Below are 16,292 nucleotides of genomic sequence, written 5' to 3'. Positions count from 1 at the left end.
ATCGCCAGTTGATGTGAGAGTTATTATGGAAGATATCAAAAATGTAACTGCTCTCGAAGAGCAGACAATTAAACGTATTTCGAACCGAATTATCCCGTTTCTCATTATTCTATTCATTATGGCATTTCTAGACAGGACCAATATTGGTTTTGCTGCGTTACATATGAATGATGCACTTGGAATTACTCAAACCATTTTTGGTCTGGGTGCGGGTGTATTTTTTCTAGGTTATTTTATTGCAGAAGTTCCAAGTAATATCTTGCTTCATCGTTTTGGAGCGCGGATCTGGATTGCCCGAATCATGATTACTTGGGGCATTATTGCAGCACTCATGGGTTTTATTCATAGCGGTACGCAGTTTATTGTTTTACGGTTTTTACTGGGTATTGCTGAAGCAGGTTTCTTTCCTGGTGTGATCTTTTATTTAACCTTATGGTTTCCTGCAAAATATCGTGCCCGAGTTTTTGCAACGTTTTATCTTGGATTGCCAATTGCTCAAATTATTGGAGCACCAATTTCAGTCGGGCTCATGCAATGGGGTAATACCATTGGCTATGAAGGTTGGCGTTTGATGTATGTGCTAGAAGGGATCCCATCCATTATTTTAGGACTAATCTGCCTTAAATATTTAACCAATAACCCAAAAGAAGCAGAGTGGTTAACAGCTGAGCAGCGTCAATGGTTAATGACCACACTAGAGCGTGAAGAAAAAGAAAAAGAGCAATCTGCCGATGCTGCTTTAACTAAAGGTGAACTCATTAAACAAGTGTTTAAAAATCCTTTGGTTTGGATTATGGCGGTTGTTTATTTTGGTATTACCTCTGGTTCAAATGCGATGTTCTTCTTCTTACCAAGTGTTTTAGAGTCATTCCGTAACACATTTGGTATGCAAATTAGCCTTATTCAAAATGGTTTACTCACCGCAATTCCATATGCATTTGCAGCTGTTGGGATGGTTTTATGGAGCCGTCGTTCTGACCGTAAACAAGAACGTTATAAACACGGTGCTTGCGCTGCACTTATGGCTGCATTAGCAATTGCGATTGCACTTATTGTGAATCAGCCTTGGGCCATTATTGTCGGCTTTATTCTTCTTGCGATTGGTGTATTTAGCGCAATTAACATTTTCTGGACTATCCCTGGGCAAACTCTAACGGGAGTGGGTGCCGCAGCCGGAATTGGATTGATTAACTCGGTAGGTAATTTAAGTGGTTTTACTGGTCCATATTTAACTGGATATTTATATACCACCACAGGCACCTATACAGTGGCATTCCTTGCTATTGCAGGCTTTGTAGCGATGGGCGGCTTAGGACTATTGCTATTAGCAAAGTTAAAATCGAATAGCTTAAAAGTAGAACAACAGCAACTTAAAGTTCGAACAGCTGCGGAGATGAAATAATGGCGACCATCGGATTTGTCGGTACAGGCATTATGGGAATGCCGATGGCTATGAATTTACTCAAAGCAGGCCATCACATTAAGGTTTGGAATAGAACTTTATCTAAAGCAGATAGTTTAAAAGAAGCTGGTGCCCAAGTTTGCTCTGAACTTAAACAAATCGGAAAAGATGTAGAATTTCTGATTTGTATGCTCAGCGATGGAAAAACCTGTGATGAAATCCTGTTTAAAGAACAGGGTGCAATCTCTCAGTTAAAACCTGAAAGTACGGTTATTGTCATGAGTTCGATACCCGTTGAAGTTGCAAAAGTACAAGGTGACAAATGTAGAGAACGAGGACTTAGATATTTAGATGCTCCTGTTTCTGGTGGAGAAAAAGGCGCCCAAAATGCAAGTCTTGCTATTATGGTGGGCGGTGACGCTAAAACATTTTCACAGGGTGAAACTATTTTAAGTGCGATGGGGCGCCCAATTTTAGTGGGCGGGGCTGGCTGTGGAATGCTCGCAAAACTGGTAAATCAAATGATTGTAGCAACCACCATTGCAACAGTGAGTGAAGGTTTATTGCTTGCGACTAAAGCAGGAGCCGACCCTATTAAGCTCAAACAAGCACTCACAGGCGGTTTTGCCGATTCTCCAATTTTACAGCAGCATGGCGAGCGTATGTTAAATCGAGATTTTAAACCGGGTGGCACTGCTCGAAATCAGCATAAAGATATTCATACAGCCGTTAGCTATGCAAAATCGCTTGAATTGAATTTACCCGTCGCCCAACAAGTGAGTCAGTTATTTGAAAATATGCTTGCTGCTGGAGACGGTGAACTTGACCATTCTGGTTTAATTCGTGAACTTGAGCGAATGAACCCAGTTTAATATTGCTTTAAATTTAGCGGTACTTGATAAATAGACATAATCAGGTACCGTTTTTTTTATGGTACTAATTTTTTAATAGTCCACGTTTATTGCTTTTATATATTCTTAATATCTACCGAGGGTGGCACCCCAAAAAAACGTTTATATTCTCTGGAAAATTGCGACAAACTTTCATAGCCGACTTGCATGCTGGTAGATGAAATATCATATTCTTCGGTCATTAATAAACGGCGAGCTTCAGTTAGTCTCATTCTTTTTTGATATTGTAAGGGACTCATTGAGGTTATATCCCTAAAATGTTGATGAAAACTTGATGCACTCATCCCCATCGTGCTTGCCAGTTCTTCAACGCTAAAAGATTTTGCAAAATTTGTTTTTAGCCATTCAATTGCCTTCACAATTCGATGGCCTGTCGTTCCTGCCGCTACAATTCGTTTAAGTCGATCGCCTTGCGGACTCATCAATAAACGATAAAAAATTTCCTTAATAATAAGAGGAGACAAGACGGGGATGTCTTGTGGTGTATCCAGTAGTTTTATTAACCGTATAAAAGCATTATTCAGCTCTGAATTGACTACTCCAACAGCCATTCCTTTTTTCTCAGTATTTACATCTTTAAAAGGTATGTGGGCTTCAAGCATGATTTGGGCGAGTACATACGGGTCTAGGCGTAAGACGATTGAAAGATAAGGTCGTTCAACTGAAGCTTCCAGAACTTGCGCAATGACAGGCAGGTCAATTGCAGTAAAAAGGAAATGGTTAGAGTCGTACGTATAGGTTTCTTCACTCAGAATCACCTGTTTTTTACCTTGAGCAATCATACATAGACTTGCATCCATCATACTGCTACTTGGTTGGGTCAATGTTTCTGCGCGATATAAAGTCAGTCCCGTAATAGGTGTTTCGAATGTACCTTTTTCTCGGGTCCATTGATCGACAAGTTGAGCTAATTCTTGATTACTGTCTAGAGACCTATTCGCCATTCAGATTCCACCGATTACCCTCTGTGTTTTTATTGTAGGCATTTCAAATAAGAAAAATAGTGAGAAGTGCAACAGTTCGGAGGATTAGGCAAATCTGTAAGAGGAATAGAACAACACCTTATAGCTTTCATTTTTATACTGAGAAACATGGCGAAAAGATGATGAGTTGCAACCTATTGAGTCAACACCTTTTAAAACACGTTTATGAGTTTAAAAACCTGTAGCCCTCGCTGAGTGTTCAACGAAAAAATCGTCTTTATTTACATTAAGCATGAGAGAAAAAATATGACAATTGAAGTTTTAGGTTATGCCGCGCTGTCATCAGAAACTCCTTTAGTTCCGTTTAAGTTTGAACGTAGAACCCCACGTGAAGATGATGTTGTCATTCAAATTGAATACTGTGGTGTTTGTCATTCCGATCTACATCAAGCTAAAAACGATTGGGGATTTAGTGCTTATCCGATAGTGCCGGGCCATGAAATTGTAGGTCGTGTAACGTCGATTGGCCCCAAAGTCACAAAATATAAAGTTGGTGATTTAGTCGGCATTGGCTGTATGGTCGATTCATGTCGTACATGTTCTGCCTGTCATTCAGGACTCGAGCAATATTGTGAAGAAGGTAATATCCAGACTTATGGCGGCGTAGATCGCCATGACCAACGCCCAACTTATGGTGGATATTCACAAAGCATTACCTGTAGCCAAGATTTCGTATTAAAAGTACCTGAAAATCTGGATGCTCAAGCTGTACCACCACTACTTTGTGCTGGCATTACCACATGGTCGCCGCTGCGTCATTGGAATGTTGGAAAAGGCAGTAAAGTCGCGGTAGTTGGTTTAGGTGGTTTAGGGCACATGGCGATTAAACTTGCCTATGCTCTAGGCGCTGAAGTGACACTATTTACTCGTTCAGCAAACAAAGAACAAGATGCAAAACAACTCGGAGCGCATCATGTTGTGTTATCAACAGATGAAGCTCAAATGAAATCAGTGTTAAATCAATTTGATTTGATTATTGATACGGTGCCTTATAACCATGACTTGAAGCCTTATATTCCAACCTTAGCTTTAAATGGAACCATTGTGTTAGTTGGTTATTTAGGTGAAATTAGCGCAAATTCAGTACCTATGATTTTAGGAAGAAAATCAATTGCAGGGTCGGTCATTGGTGGAATTAAAGAAACACAAGAGCTACTCGATTTTTGTGGTGAGCATAATATTGTGTCTGAAGTAGAGATGATTGACATGCAAAACATTAACGGAGCTTTTGAACGTATGCTAAAGAGCGACGTGAAGTATCGTTTTGTGATTGATATGAAAACGTTATCAGAAGATTAATTTAGAACTTATTTCGGCGGTTGTGCATACTGTTAGCGGTATGCACAGCATATGAGGTGAGAATAAATGCGGATGTTATGATTTAGAAGGAATATATTTACGCATAGCAAAGATAAATAGCGTAAACAAAATACTAAAACCAAAAATAGGTAAGCTGAGTCCTAACACGAGACTCACCAATATTAATCCTATTTTTTGTGGCCCAGTTGCATGGTTCCAAATGAATAAGCTTTGACCAACAAAGTGGGTGGTCATGAGTGTTAAATTTGAGTTTTTAAACGCAGCTCTATATGCATAAATAATCATAATGCACAGTGCGAAAGCATAAAGTGCCAGTACCAATTGATTTATCCAGCCAAATAAAACCCCAATATGCGCATCAACTCCCCAACGAGTAAGCTTTGCCACCAGTGAGTAGTCTTTAAACGCAAGTTGATCGATAACTTTATGTTGTTCTATATCAATGGCGATACTGTCTGCTTGAGTTGGCCATTTACGCTGAATCTCGGCTACTTCCCAAGCTTGATTTCCGCTGGTGGGTGGTTTGATTTGTATTTGTGTCGCGTCAATCCCATGTGCTCTGGCTATTGCAAGAACGCTATCGTACTCACTTGAGACAATATTTAAATTAAGGTTTTCACTATGAGGCATCTCGTGATGTTCATGGTGCATCACTGTAGGTAAATTATCTGTTTGAAGAGAAGTTGCTAAAGTTGGGGTTTGCCAGTTGAGCCACTGACGAGCAACTCGAATATTATCTCCAGCCCACTCGGACCATGTAAGACCCGTAATGGCGATGATTAATAAAAGTGGAAATAAAACTAAACCAAGCGTGCTATGCCATCTTAGTAATTTATTTTTTTGTGTCTGTCTGATTTTAAGATTTTGACGCCGTTTCAACCAATTATACAGTCCAGTTAAAGTCAAAATAGCTAACCAGCTTGCTGCCAGTTCACTATAAAAGCGCCCCCATTTTCCTAATAATAAATTGCTATGTAACTGGTCGAGCGTAGTTCGAAACGGTAGAACCCCGCTCGTACCATAGACCGCTAGATGGCCTTGAGCTTTAAGTGTAAAAGGATCAATAAAAACGGCTTCACTTGTAAAATCGTGGATAGGGTCTGAGAAAATGACACGAGTTGTCTGATCAGCGCTTGGTGCTGGTCTAACTTCAATCACCTGAGCAGACTTAGGCATTACTTGCTTTGCGGCTTCAATTTGCTGGCTCAGCTTATGTGGTGGTTGATCAAACGGCTGAACAACGTATAGAACATCCTTATAAATGGCTTGTTCTAGTTGAGGCGTAATTGCATAGAGTAAACCGGTAATTGCAGCAAACAAGATAAATGGTGCAATAAAAATACCAGCATAAATATGAATTAAACGGTAAAGACTACGCCAGAAGGATGATTGAGTCAGCATCAGAAAAGAGTGTCTATCAGGTGTTGGGGCGGATTATAGCGATTTATTTCTATTGATGTTGATTGAGTTGTAAGCGCTATTAAATTATTTGAATAGCGCTTAGGTAGAGGGCTTAGCCTAATAATTAGACAATTTTTATTGCTTGGTAAAATTGGCGCTTTTTTTGCTTAGTATTTAAGATCTTATCTACCAAACTTTATTTGATAATTCTATAGCTTATGTTTCAAGCCATCTTGCTCTCTTATGGTGTGTTTTTCACATGAAAAGTGCACTAAATAAACGCATCTTTTTATTACGCACTCTATTTGTGCAAAAGGTGCCATAATGAAGTTATTCGCTTCATTACTTACTTTACTCATTCTATGTGGATGTTCTTCATCTGAACAAAATAGAAAAACTCAAGAAAACTCATCCTCTCATTCAATATGCGTTTTTGATAGTACAAATACAAAAGTCTGTGTAGCCAAACCTGCCCAAAGAATTGTTTCTCTGTTTGAGTCAGGTTTAGATGGCTTATATATGCTAGGGCAAGGTCATAAAGTGATTGGCATACCAGCCGAAGTATACATCCAACCTTTATTATTTAATGCCTACTCAAAAATAGATCAACGTATTGCCAATAAACAGCTTGCTACGCCTTCACAAGGGGTAAATGCAACCAATATTGAAAGTCTGGTGCTGTTAAAACCTGATCTGGTAATCGTAGGAAGCGGGCAGACCCAAACGATTGAACTGTTACGGCAGTTTGGCATTGCCGTATATGTCATGGAGTCAGGCACCTACAAACAAGTGAAAGAAGAACTTTCTGGAATTGCTATTCTGAGCGGAGCCCAAAAGCGAGCTCAGGAAATTTTAAATTTCTCTGATGAAATTGTGGCAGAAGTCGCAGCCAAAACGGCTCGTCAGCCAAATAAACAATCGATTTACTATGCATGGTCAGGAGGGCGTATTTTTTCTACCTCGGGACGTCAGTCGATTACCAATGATTTTATTGAGCTAGCGGGTGCGTACAATATTGTTCAGACCGCTGCTAACCAACCCAACGTAAACCCCGAAACCCTCATTGAATGGAACCCTGACAATATTGTGCTTTGGAATACCAACCCTAAACTGATTTATGAACGAAAAGAATTACAAGACTTAAGCGCTGTACAAAACCGAAAGGTATTTAATTTGAGTCCTGCATTTATATATAACCCGCACACCATCAAAATCATTATTACGGCGATTTATCTAAATCACAGTATTTATCCCGAAAACTTCGATTTACCTGTAAGTGCTTTACAACAGCGTATTTTAACTAAGTTGTATGGTGAGCACCTTGCCAAAGCGTTGGTGCAATGAATATGGAAAAGCTGAAATATTATTGGTTTTACCCGTTACCGTTCGTGATGATTTTTATCTCATTGCTTATTGGGCCAACGCAGACATTGAGTGCATGGGATTATTTGCGGTGGGGTGTGCAAGCAGTTTTTGGTACACCGTATTTTGATGCGGAACAATTTACACTGATGCAAAACATTCTCGTAAATGTCAGATTACCCAGAATTTTACTGACCTTTATGGTGGGGGCTGCGCTAGCAACGGCGGGAAATGGTTTACAGGCATTGTTTCGTAATCCTTTAGTTGACTCATATGTACTCGGTATTTCATCTGGTGCGGCGTTTGGTGCAGCTTTAGCACTTTCTTTAAGTTGGCTTTCGCCAAATCTATCAGCCTTTATTTTTGGTGTGTGCGCTGTTGGCTTAACATATTTATTTGCACATCAAAAACATGAAAGCCAGACGTCGTTAGTGATGGTAATTTTATCGGGCATGATTGTTTCGGGGCTGTTTTTGGCAGGACTTACAGTTATTCAATACTTAAGTGATCCATTTAAACTGCAAGCAATTGTGCAATGGACGATGGGCAACTTACATCAGGCTTCTTGGCAAAAAGTTCAATACGCCGTGCTACCGATTTGTATTGGTCTTGCCGGATTGTTTGCGATACGTTGGCGATTAAACTTAATGGCACTCGGTGCCGAAGAAGCGCAGGCGGTTGGTGTTAACCCAAGGTGGGAACAACTTCTTTTAATTGTACTGGTGACCGTATGTACATCAACTTCTGTGGCAGCTGCTGGCATTATTAGTTTATATGGGTTGTTTATGCCGCATATTGTGAGAATGTTGGTTGGGCCAGACCATCGCTACAGTATTCCTGCCAATATGGTGTTGGGCGGCAGTTTTCTACTGTTGATTGATAATTTTTCTCGGGTTTTACTGACGTTTGAAATACCAATTGGTATTTTTACCATGTTACTTGGTGCGCCATTTTTCTTATTATTAATGAAAACACAGAGGACTCATTGGGCATGATTCAAATTGATCAGTTAAATTATGCTTATGGGCACAAACAGGTTCTCAAAAACATTCATCTGGAGTTTCCTGAAAATCAGTTTTCAGTGATTTTAGGGCGTAATGGCTGCGGAAAATCGACACTGTTTAAATTGATGGCTGGCCTAGAACCTGTAAAAGATGGCTTGATTCGTTACTCTGGAAAACCACTATCGGACTTTAAAGGGAAAGATCGGGCAGCCTTACTCGGCTTTTTACCGCAGTTTCATAAAACAGTATTTCCATTTTTGGTTAAAGATGTGGTGATTACGGGGCGTGCTGCTTTTAGCCGATATCATCCTTCAAAGTCAGACTGGGAACATGTAGATCAAGCCTTACTTGATTTAGACATCGAGCATTTGCGTGACCGTCCTTATACTGAGTTATCGGGTGGTGAAAGGCAATTAGTTATGATTGCGCGTATTTTAGTGCAAGCACCGAAAGTCATTTTGCTTGATGAACCAACCAACCATCTCGATGTTTATTATCAATCTTATTTAATGAAAAAGTTGCGTCAGTTGTCGCGGCAAAATTTTACGGTGATTGCGATTATGCATGATCCTAATTTAGCTTTTTTATTTGCAGACCATTTGTTTTTTATGCGCCAACACGAAGTGGTTAAGCCTGAGTCTCAAACACGTATCACCGATCCGAAGTTTTTAAAAAGTGTCTATGATGTTGAGTTTCATGAAGCCATGATTCAAGACAAAACCATTGTGATTCCTGATCATTCTTGGCTGTGAATATGTTGAATTATCAGTTAGTAGACAAATCAGACTATGCATCTGCGGTAGAGTTTGCACTTTATACAAGACAACTGTTATTCCCAGAAATCTATCATGGGCAAACTCCCAAAGATTTAAAAAATTTTGAACAATTTTATGTCCATGACTCATTGGGTTGCTTCATTACTGTAAAAGATCAAAATCGTATTATTGGTACGATTGCTTATCGGGCGTATGACCACCGTTTTGATTTAAATCTGCCGCTTAATACGGTTGAGGTCGTTAAGTTGTTTGTATTGCCTGAATACCGCCGTAATGGCATTGCAACTCAGCTATGCAACATTTTATTTAGTCATGCACAGAAGAATAAAATTACCACTTTGTATTTGCATACTCATCCATTTTTACCGGCGGCTGAAGAGTTTTGGACTCTACAAGGTTTTGAGGTTATTCAACGGGAATGGATCGATACCTATGACACCATTCATATGAGTAAATCTTTATAGCGCTTTATCATGCGCATGAAATCTTTTTTGAAAATGGGTAGGCGGATAACCCATAATTTTACTGAACATTGCTGTAAAAGCTGCCGAGTGTTCATAGCCCAAACTAAAGGCAATTTCCGTAATTGAGATATTCGCTTTTAAGGCATTTAAAGCATAAATAATGCAGACTCGATTACGCCAAGCCTGAAAGGACAAGCCAGTTTCAGACTTAAACCAACGATGAAAAGTTCGTTCACTTTTATTGTGGTCATGTGCCCAATCTTTAGGGCTGCTATGAATATCAGGATGCTGCATAAACTCAGCACACTGTTTAGAGAGTAATGTGTTGTTAGGCAGCGGAATAAACAGAGGCAGGGCTGGTGCAGCTTCTAGTTCATATAACAATAAATCGATAAGAGAACCATCACGGCCTGCGCGTTGGTAGTCAACAGGTAGCTGATTTGCCTGAATGAGCAGTTGATGTAACAAAGGCGAGACTTGGATAACCTCGCAATAGTTTGCTTGTCTTGGGGCATTACTCACTTCTATATACAAACTATATGTACTGACTTTAGATAGCCATACCCGATGTGGTTTGCCTGCGGGTATCCATACACCGCTGTATGGTAAAACGAGCCATTGACCATCTTCAGTTTCAACTTTCATGAGACCTTCGGGTGCATATAAGAACTGAGCACGGCGATGGCTATGCGTATCTAACAAGGTATCAGCAGGATAATCTGACCCTAACGCTAGAACTGCTTGTGGTAGATGGTCTACCTCGTTAATTGGAATATTACGCATATTTTTTGGCTGAAACAAATAAAAAGATGGCTTTTCTACGTTAGTTTGCCACAGAGCTATTTTATATCATGCCTCTATAAACGTGAGGAAGATAACGATGCTATATGAGCTATTTTTATTTGGACTACTTTCAGGCGTAACCACTTGGTTATTTGGCTTTGGCGGAGGTTTTGTTGCTGTGCCTTTGCTTTATACAGTCATTATTCAAAAGTGGGGCAATGAAAGCAGTGTCGGCATACATGCGATGCAAATTGCAGTTGCCACATCAGCTTTTGTCATGCTCTGCTCGGCAAGTTTTGCAACCTTTCGACACTTCCGGTCTGGACATATAGATTGGCAAAAAATCCGCTTTTTATGGGGTGGTATTGCACTTGGTGGAGTTGTCGGTGCGGTAATGGCCTCATTGTTTAATGGAAATTGGCTTCGCTGGATATTTATGGGTTATGTATTCATAACCATTCTAGATTGTTATTACCGACCAGGGTTTATAGTGACCTCAAGGCAAAAGCAACACTATGGTCAAAACAGTGAACTCATTAAAGGGGGCATTATTGGTTGGGTTGCAGCACTTTTAGGTGTTGGAGGAAGTGTAATGACGGTTCCTTTATTACGGCGGCGGTGTAGTTCTATGGCAGAGGCTGCGGCTATTGCAAACATCCTCACGTTGCCTTTGTCTTTAACTGCAACGCTGACCTATTGCGTATTGTCACTTTGGCAATCTACACCCAACGGATTTATCGGACTAATCTGGTTTGAAGCTGCTTTATTCTTGGTTGCTGGAACATGGATCGGACTATATTTTTCAGAAAAATTTATTTCAAAACTACCTGATTTATGGCGGGCAAAGTTATATCCGCTACTTTTAATAATAGTTTTACTCGTCATGCTTTTTGTAAATTAATTTTTTATTTCAATTAATTGAAGAATAATCTCTCTTAAAAAATCGAATCTCAAAATGCTCTAAAACTGCAAATTTTATGTCTTAAATGGCTTTGGAAAAAGTTTAAAAATTAGACTTGCAATATATAGTGGCTTTATGCCACTATATATTCATCGAAGGTCATCAGACAAAAAGAGAATGATATGGCTATCCAGCTTTTAGATGCGGCAAGAAATGAAATTCCAGTGAAATTCACGCAGTTTTCTGGTGGAGAGCGTCATGTTCAAATTGATGAGAAAACATTGAACTCACTATCTGGCAACGTATTGGTTCGCGCCAAAATGACCTCAAGTCACGATGTGATGGACTATTTGTTACTTGAAAATATATTGCTGACTCAAGGCTTAACCGTTGACCTAGAAATTCCGTATTTTCCATATGCACGTCAGGATCGTATTTGTGCAGTAGGCCAAGCATTTTCACTTGATGTGATGACGAAGCTACTTAACATCAATGCCGACAAAAAAGCGGGCAAACAAGGCAAAATCACTGTTTGGGACTGTCATAGTGAAGTAACAACAGCCTTGCTTGCTGCCAATACTTCTTTTAGTGAAGTTGTGAATGTGAGTTCAGTCGACATCATCGAAAAGAGTGAAGCGCTAAGCACATTATTAAAAGATGAAAAAACAGTACTGATTTGCCCAGACAAAGGCGCGAAAGCACGTACACAAATGGTTGCAGATGCTTTTAATTCTGAGCGCAAAAAACCAATCACTATTGTTCAGTGCGATAAAAAACGTGACCCAGTAACTGGCAAAATTTTAGGTACGCATGTACATGCGACTGATTTATCAGGCCTCACAGCGGTCATTACCGATGATATTTGCGACGGCGGTGCAACCTTTATTGGTATTGCCAAAGAACTGCGTCGCCTCAATTGCCATAAGGTCGTTCTATACGTGACCCACGGTATTTTTAGTAAAGGAATAGAGGTTTTTGATGGACTGTTAGATCAACTATTTACCTCAGACAGCTTTCCACAACAACCATCAGACAAAATTTCAGTAATTGCTTTTGCAGCAGAATAAAGAGAACAAAGATGACGATTAAACTTAATCCATTAAACGCTATCGATTTTTATAAAGCCGATCACAGACGTCAGTATCCAGCAGGTACAGAGTACGTGTACGCAAACTTTACACCGCGTTCATCTCGACTTGCTAAAATGTTGCCTGACTTTGACGATAAAGTTGTGTTCTTTGGTCTTCAGGGTTTTATCAAACACTTTTTAATCGATACATGGAATGAAGGCTTTTTTAAGCAACCTAAAGACAAAGTGGTAGCTGCATATAAACGCCGTATGGATAGTTCATTAGGTGAAGGTGCTGTACCAGTCGATCACATTGAAGCATTACATGACTTGGGCTATTTACCTTTACGGATTAAAGCATTGCCAGAAGGCAGTCGCGTCAATATGCGTGTACCCGTGCTTACCGTCATTAATACCGACCCGCGTTTCTTTTGGCTCACCAACTATATTGAAACCGTGTTAAGTGCTGAACTTTGGAAAAGCTGCACTACAGCAACGATTGCCTACGAGTACAAACGTTTATTAATTCAATATGCCGTAAAAACTGGCGCACCACTCGATTTTGTACCTGTGCAAGGACATGATTTTAGTAGCCGTGGCATGAGTGGAATGTATGATGCGGCACAATCGGGTGTGGGGCATTTAACCAGTTTTATTGGAACAGACTCAGTTGCTTCTATTGACTACGCAGAAGAATATTACAATGCCACAGGTGTGATTGGAGTATCTGTACCAGCGACCGAACACAGCGTGATGTGTATGGGCACTGAAGACAGTGAGCTAGAAACATTTAAGCGTTTAATTTGCGAGCTTTATCCGTCGGGTGTTGTCAGTATTGTGTCTGATACTTGGGACTTTTGGCGAGTCATTACAGAATTTACGGTGGCTTTAAAACCTGAAATTTTGGCGCGACAACCGAATGCTTTAGGCTTAGCCAAATTGGTTTTCCGTCCAGACTCTGGTGACCCAGTTAAAATTATTTGTGGTGACCCAGATGCCGAAGTCGGCAGCCCAGCCTACAACGGCGCAGTTGAATGTTTATGGGAAGTGTTTGGTGGTACAACCACAGACCAAGGCTATAAAGTGCTTAATGAACGTGTCGGTTTAATTTACGGTGACTCAATTACCCTAGACCGTGCACAGCGCATTTTGGAAGGACTAGAAGCCAAAGGTTTTGCTTCAAACAACTTGGTATTTGGTATAGGCAGTTTTACCTATAACTACTTAACTCGCGATACTTTTGGGTTTGCTGTGAAAGCAACTTGGGGACAGGTGAATGGTGTAGGTCGAGAGCTGTTTAAAGACCCAATTACTGACTCAGGTATAAAAAAATCTGCGAAAGGTCTATTACGTATCGAAGAAAATGACAATGGTTTTACCTTGTTTGATGAGCAAACAGCGGAACAAGAACGAGGCGGAGCACTAAAAACCGTCTTTGAAAATGGTAGACTTCAATATGAGTGTACTTTGGATCAAATACGTGAGCGTTTATCCATCGCATAACTGAGTTTAGATGAGCCGTTGCGTGTGTATCGGCTCATCATTTTTATTGAGAGACTGAACGTGACTATTCAAACTGAACAAGAATTCCTTGCCAGTTATGATCGCCGAGATTATGACGCACCTTTACTCACTGTCGATATGGCTATTTTCTCGGTATTTAATGGTCAGTTGCAGGTATTACTGATTAAGCGCCCCAACTTTCCAGCCAAAGACCAATGGGCCTTACCGGGTGGTTTTGCCGATTTAAAGCACGATCAAGATTTGATGGCCACGGCTTATCGTAAGCTGGTCGAAAAAACAGGGATTGCATCACCTTACTTGGAACAAGTTGCCTCGGTCGGTAACGCGAAACGTGACCCGCGTGGTTGGGCCGTAACCATTTTGTATTTTGCATTAATTGATTTTAATGCCTATCAACACCAAGCTTTGGCTGAATACAGCGAATGGGTGCCTGTAGCAAAAGCAAAAGATTTAGCATTGGCGTTTGATCATAATGAATTGCTTAACTTGGCATTAGAGCGTCTCACCAATAAAACTCGCTATACCGCTTTGCCAGCCAGTCTCATGCCCGAGTTATTTACACTGACCGAGCTACAGACTATTTATGAAATTATTCTTGGGCAATCCTTAGATAAAAAAGCTTTTAGACGCCGTATGATAGAAGCAGGCGCAGTTGAAGAAACCAACCAGAGTAAAATTGTAGGCAAACGACCAGCTCAGCTTTACCGCTATGCACTCGATTCTTTTGATTTTATATTTCCTCGTTCACTCGAATTACCTAGAAATAAAGAGGGTGAAGATAAGCAAAACAATGAGCTTTCTGACTAGCGCATCTTGATACACTTTGATTTATAATGCCGCGCTTATGATTGATGTCATGTTTTGATCAGCACTTTGCCTATGTCACACCTTTCTCCCTGCTTCCAGCAAAACCAGTTTTTTGTGTTGGTGGAGTATCTCACTTCACTACATGAAATTTATCCTGTAAGACGTGAGTTTGCAGGGTATCCGGCTGCAATGACATTGGCAGATCGTGTACATTCAGATCATGATATCGCGCCGCTAGAAGCCAGTAAAAGTTACCCTGACTCAATAGAGAAAGTCTTACACTTTTCAGGTAAAGCGAGAGACATACAAGACTTCGAGTTCTTTTTAGAACAAGCCAAGTCTGCCAATGTTCAAAACTTGTTATTGCTTACAGGCGACAAACTTAAAGAGCATCATAATGGTCGAGACGGACAGCTTCGTAGCCGATACCTAGAGTCTGTAAACGCCGTAATGGCTGCCAAGCAGCATGGTGGTTTTCGTATTGGCGTTGCCTTTAATCCATTTAAATATGTCGAAGCTGAGCGTGATGCACAGTATTTAAAACTGCATAAGAAGATTAAAGCAGGTGCTGACTTTATCATTACCCAATTGGGCTATGACATTGAAGCCTTAAAACAAGCCAAATCATTTTTAACCAAGAACAATTATTCGCAGCAAATACTAGCTTGCGTCATGCCACTGACTTTAGGCCGTGCCAACTACATGGTAAAGCATAAAGTTGCGGGTATTGTGATTACTCCACACATGCTAAAAGTCTTGGCAGAGGAAAAACAGGCAGGGCATACAGACCGTGTTTATTTGCGCTGCGCTTTACAGATTTTAATATGTAAACACTCAGGATTTGCGGGTATTCATTTATCTGCTTGTCATAAGCCAGAAGAGCAAATGCTGCTTGAAAGTTACATCGAGCAATACAGACATCTTAACCTTAAGGCCTTAGAAGAGCTTTGGAGTTCACTTTGGCAAGTCAAGACAGGCAAAGAGTTTACTCCTGAAATTGCTCGTTTTTCACGTCAGCCAACATCTAAACAAATCATTAAATATCGTCAGCTACATGTTATGCATGAAGCAATGTTTGGATCAAAAATTGCCAAAGGCGTTGGGCGGTTTATTTTTAAAGCGCCTTTTTGGGAAAATTCTGTGGTTGCTAAAGCATTACTCAAAACAGAAGTATTGAGTAAACATAGCCTAGTCGGCTGTGAAAGCTGTGGTCAGTGCCGTTTAGGTGACACTTTATATATTTGCCCTGAAACATGTCCAAAAGGCTTAGCCAATGGTCCTTGCGGTGGAACAACTTTAGACCGCTGTGAATTTGGTGACCGTGAATGTATTCATTCGGTCAAAGCAAGACTTGCCAAAGCGGTTAAACAAACCGAAATATTAAAAGAGAAACTGATTCCAACGGTGCCTCTTGAAACGAGAGGAACCAGTTCTTGGAAAAATTGGTATTTAGCGACTGAGGCTTAAGTTGTATAACGTCCTTGATTTGAACTTGTTAAAAAAATCAAATGATATGCTAAAGCACGGCGATAATTTAAAAATAACAATCGTTTGCCTTAATTATGTCCAATCAAAGTGATCACCT

General features: G+C 40.3%; 15 protein-coding genes. 12 read left to right on the top strand and 3 right to left on the bottom strand.

The features are described 5' to 3' along the window. Window positions 1–25 precede the first annotated feature (25 nt). Both KTI79_RS00305 and KTI79_RS00300 read left to right on the top strand, forming a co-directional pair. Entirely contained in the window at window positions 26–1,402 is a 1,377-nt protein-coding gene (locus KTI79_RS00305) for an MFS transporter (RefSeq protein ID WP_086376250.1), read from the top strand. Then, on the top strand, window positions 1,402–2,274 hold the full coding sequence (locus KTI79_RS00300) for an NAD(P)-dependent oxidoreductase (protein WP_057074827.1): 873 nt from the start codon (window positions 1,402–1,404) through the stop codon (window positions 2,272–2,274). Before KTI79_RS00305 ends, KTI79_RS00300 begins: the two co-directional genes overlap by 1 nt. A 95-nt stretch (window positions 2,275–2,369) precedes the next feature. On the opposite strand, the gene KTI79_RS00295 is transcribed toward KTI79_RS00300, so the two are convergent. After that, window positions 2,370–3,257: an AraC family transcriptional regulator gene (locus KTI79_RS00295; protein WP_057074828.1), complete on the bottom strand. Its 888-nt coding sequence runs from the start codon at window positions 3,255–3,257 to the stop codon at window positions 2,370–2,372. A 285-nt stretch (window positions 3,258–3,542) separates the two neighbouring features. Here KTI79_RS00295 and KTI79_RS00290 point away from each other — a divergent pair, with 285 nt between their 5' ends. After that, complete coding sequence (locus tag KTI79_RS00290) at window positions 3,543–4,595, top strand: NAD(P)-dependent alcohol dehydrogenase (protein ID WP_086376251.1); 1,053 nt, start codon at window positions 3,543–3,545, stop codon at window positions 4,593–4,595. Window positions 4,596–4,670: 75 nt separating this feature from the next. Here KTI79_RS00290 and KTI79_RS00285 read toward each other — a convergent pair whose 3' ends face one another. Continuing rightward, window positions 4,671–6,017, bottom strand: a complete 1,347-nt coding sequence (locus KTI79_RS00285; RefSeq protein WP_086376252.1) for a PepSY-associated TM helix domain-containing protein — start codon at window positions 6,015–6,017, stop codon at window positions 4,671–4,673. A gap of 324 nt (window positions 6,018–6,341) precedes the next feature. Between KTI79_RS00285 and KTI79_RS00280 the strand changes: the two genes are divergently transcribed. From KTI79_RS00280 to KTI79_RS00265, 4 genes are read left to right on the top strand one after another with little or no spacing between them, the layout of a single operon-like run. Further along, window positions 6,342–7,361, top strand: coding sequence for an ABC transporter substrate-binding protein (locus tag KTI79_RS00280; protein ID WP_086376253.1), 1,020 nt, complete (start codon window positions 6,342–6,344; stop codon window positions 7,359–7,361). A 2-nt stretch (window positions 7,362–7,363) separates the two neighbouring features. Further along, window positions 7,364–8,374 (top strand): FecCD family ABC transporter permease, encoded by a 1,011-nt coding sequence (locus KTI79_RS00275; RefSeq protein WP_086376254.1) that lies wholly within the window; start codon window positions 7,364–7,366, stop codon window positions 8,372–8,374. Beyond that, window positions 8,371–9,135 (top strand): ABC transporter ATP-binding protein, encoded by a 765-nt coding sequence (locus tag KTI79_RS00270; RefSeq protein WP_086376255.1) that lies wholly within the window; start codon window positions 8,371–8,373, stop codon window positions 9,133–9,135. The genes KTI79_RS00275 and KTI79_RS00270 overlap by 4 nt, the downstream gene beginning before the upstream one ends. Beyond that, the gene (locus KTI79_RS00265; RefSeq protein WP_086376256.1) at window positions 9,132–9,623 is read left to right on the top strand and encodes a GNAT family N-acetyltransferase; all 492 of its coding nucleotides are present in this window, start codon (window positions 9,132–9,134) and stop codon (window positions 9,621–9,623) included. The genes KTI79_RS00270 and KTI79_RS00265 overlap by 4 nt, the downstream gene beginning before the upstream one ends. Here KTI79_RS00265 and KTI79_RS00260 read toward each other — a convergent pair. Continuing rightward, window positions 9,618–10,406, bottom strand: coding sequence for an AraC family transcriptional regulator (locus KTI79_RS00260; RefSeq protein ID WP_086376257.1), 789 nt, complete (start codon window positions 10,404–10,406; stop codon window positions 9,618–9,620). The genes KTI79_RS00265 and KTI79_RS00260 overlap by 6 nt on opposite strands. A gap of 97 nt (window positions 10,407–10,503) precedes the next feature. Here KTI79_RS00260 and KTI79_RS00255 point away from each other — a divergent pair, with 97 nt between their 5' ends. From KTI79_RS00255 to KTI79_RS00235, 5 genes are all read left to right on the top strand, one after another. After that, window positions 10,504–11,307 carry a sulfite exporter TauE/SafE family protein gene (locus KTI79_RS00255; protein ID WP_086376258.1) on the top strand — a complete coding sequence of 268 codons (804 nt, stop codon included), beginning with the start codon at window positions 10,504–10,506 and terminating at the stop codon, window positions 11,305–11,307. 182 nt (window positions 11,308–11,489) lie between these two features. Then, window positions 11,490–12,374, top strand: a complete 885-nt coding sequence (locus KTI79_RS00250; RefSeq protein ID WP_086376259.1) for a phosphoribosyltransferase family protein — start codon at window positions 11,490–11,492, stop codon at window positions 12,372–12,374. An 11-nt stretch (window positions 12,375–12,385) separates the two neighbouring features. Beyond that, window positions 12,386–13,879, top strand: a complete 1,494-nt coding sequence (locus KTI79_RS00245) for a nicotinate phosphoribosyltransferase (protein WP_086376260.1) — start codon at window positions 12,386–12,388, stop codon at window positions 13,877–13,879. A 60-nt stretch (window positions 13,880–13,939) separates the two neighbouring features. Continuing rightward, window positions 13,940–14,707: an NUDIX hydrolase gene (locus tag KTI79_RS00240; protein WP_086376261.1), complete on the top strand. Its 768-nt coding sequence runs from the start codon at window positions 13,940–13,942 to the stop codon at window positions 14,705–14,707. A 72-nt stretch (window positions 14,708–14,779) separates the two neighbouring features. Further along, the gene (locus KTI79_RS00235) at window positions 14,780–16,174 is read left to right on the top strand and encodes a methylenetetrahydrofolate reductase C-terminal domain-containing protein (protein ID WP_199937080.1); all 1,395 of its coding nucleotides are present in this window, start codon (window positions 14,780–14,782) and stop codon (window positions 16,172–16,174) included. The last annotated feature ends 118 nt before the right edge of the window (window positions 16,175–16,292 follow it).

The sequence above is a fragment of the Acinetobacter sp. WU_MDCI_Abxd143 genome, from assembly GCF_025514195.1.
Lineage (GTDB): Bacteria > Pseudomonadota > Gammaproteobacteria > Pseudomonadales > Moraxellaceae > Acinetobacter > Acinetobacter pittii_H.
Note: the sequence above shows the minus strand (reverse complement) of the source record. Positions and strands in the feature narration are given on the sequence as shown.

What these genes read in the sequence shown, in the direction of transcription:
- KTI79_RS00305 (WP_086376250.1), top strand. Translation starts at nt 26, where the DNA reads ATGGAAGATATCAAAAATGTAACTGCTCTCGAAGAGCAGACAATTAAA.
- KTI79_RS00300 (WP_057074827.1), top strand. Translation starts at nt 1,402, where the DNA reads ATGGCGACCATCGGATTTGTCGGTACAGGCATTATGGGAATGCCGATG.
- KTI79_RS00295 (WP_057074828.1), bottom strand. Translation starts at nt 3,257, where the DNA reads ATGGCGAATAGGTCTCTAGACAGTAATCAAGAATTAGCTCAACTTGTC.
- KTI79_RS00290 (WP_086376251.1), top strand. Translation starts at nt 3,543, where the DNA reads ATGACAATTGAAGTTTTAGGTTATGCCGCGCTGTCATCAGAAACTCCT.
- KTI79_RS00285 (WP_086376252.1), bottom strand. Translation starts at nt 6,017, where the DNA reads ATGCTGACTCAATCATCCTTCTGGCGTAGTCTTTACCGTTTAATTCAT.
- KTI79_RS00280 (WP_086376253.1), top strand. Translation starts at nt 6,342, where the DNA reads ATGAAGTTATTCGCTTCATTACTTACTTTACTCATTCTATGTGGATGT.
- KTI79_RS00275 (WP_086376254.1), top strand. Translation starts at nt 7,364, where the DNA reads ATGGAAAAGCTGAAATATTATTGGTTTTACCCGTTACCGTTCGTGATG.
- KTI79_RS00270 (WP_086376255.1), top strand. Translation starts at nt 8,371, where the DNA reads ATGATTCAAATTGATCAGTTAAATTATGCTTATGGGCACAAACAGGTT.
- KTI79_RS00260 (WP_086376257.1), bottom strand. Translation starts at nt 10,406, where the DNA reads ATGCGTAATATTCCAATTAACGAGGTAGACCATCTACCACAAGCAGTT.
- KTI79_RS00255 (WP_086376258.1), top strand. Translation starts at nt 10,504, where the DNA reads ATGCTATATGAGCTATTTTTATTTGGACTACTTTCAGGCGTAACCACT.
- KTI79_RS00250 (WP_086376259.1), top strand. Translation starts at nt 11,490, where the DNA reads ATGGCTATCCAGCTTTTAGATGCGGCAAGAAATGAAATTCCAGTGAAA.
- KTI79_RS00245 (WP_086376260.1), top strand. Translation starts at nt 12,386, where the DNA reads ATGACGATTAAACTTAATCCATTAAACGCTATCGATTTTTATAAAGCC.
- KTI79_RS00235 (WP_199937080.1), top strand. Translation starts at nt 14,780, where the DNA reads ATGTCACACCTTTCTCCCTGCTTCCAGCAAAACCAGTTTTTTGTGTTG.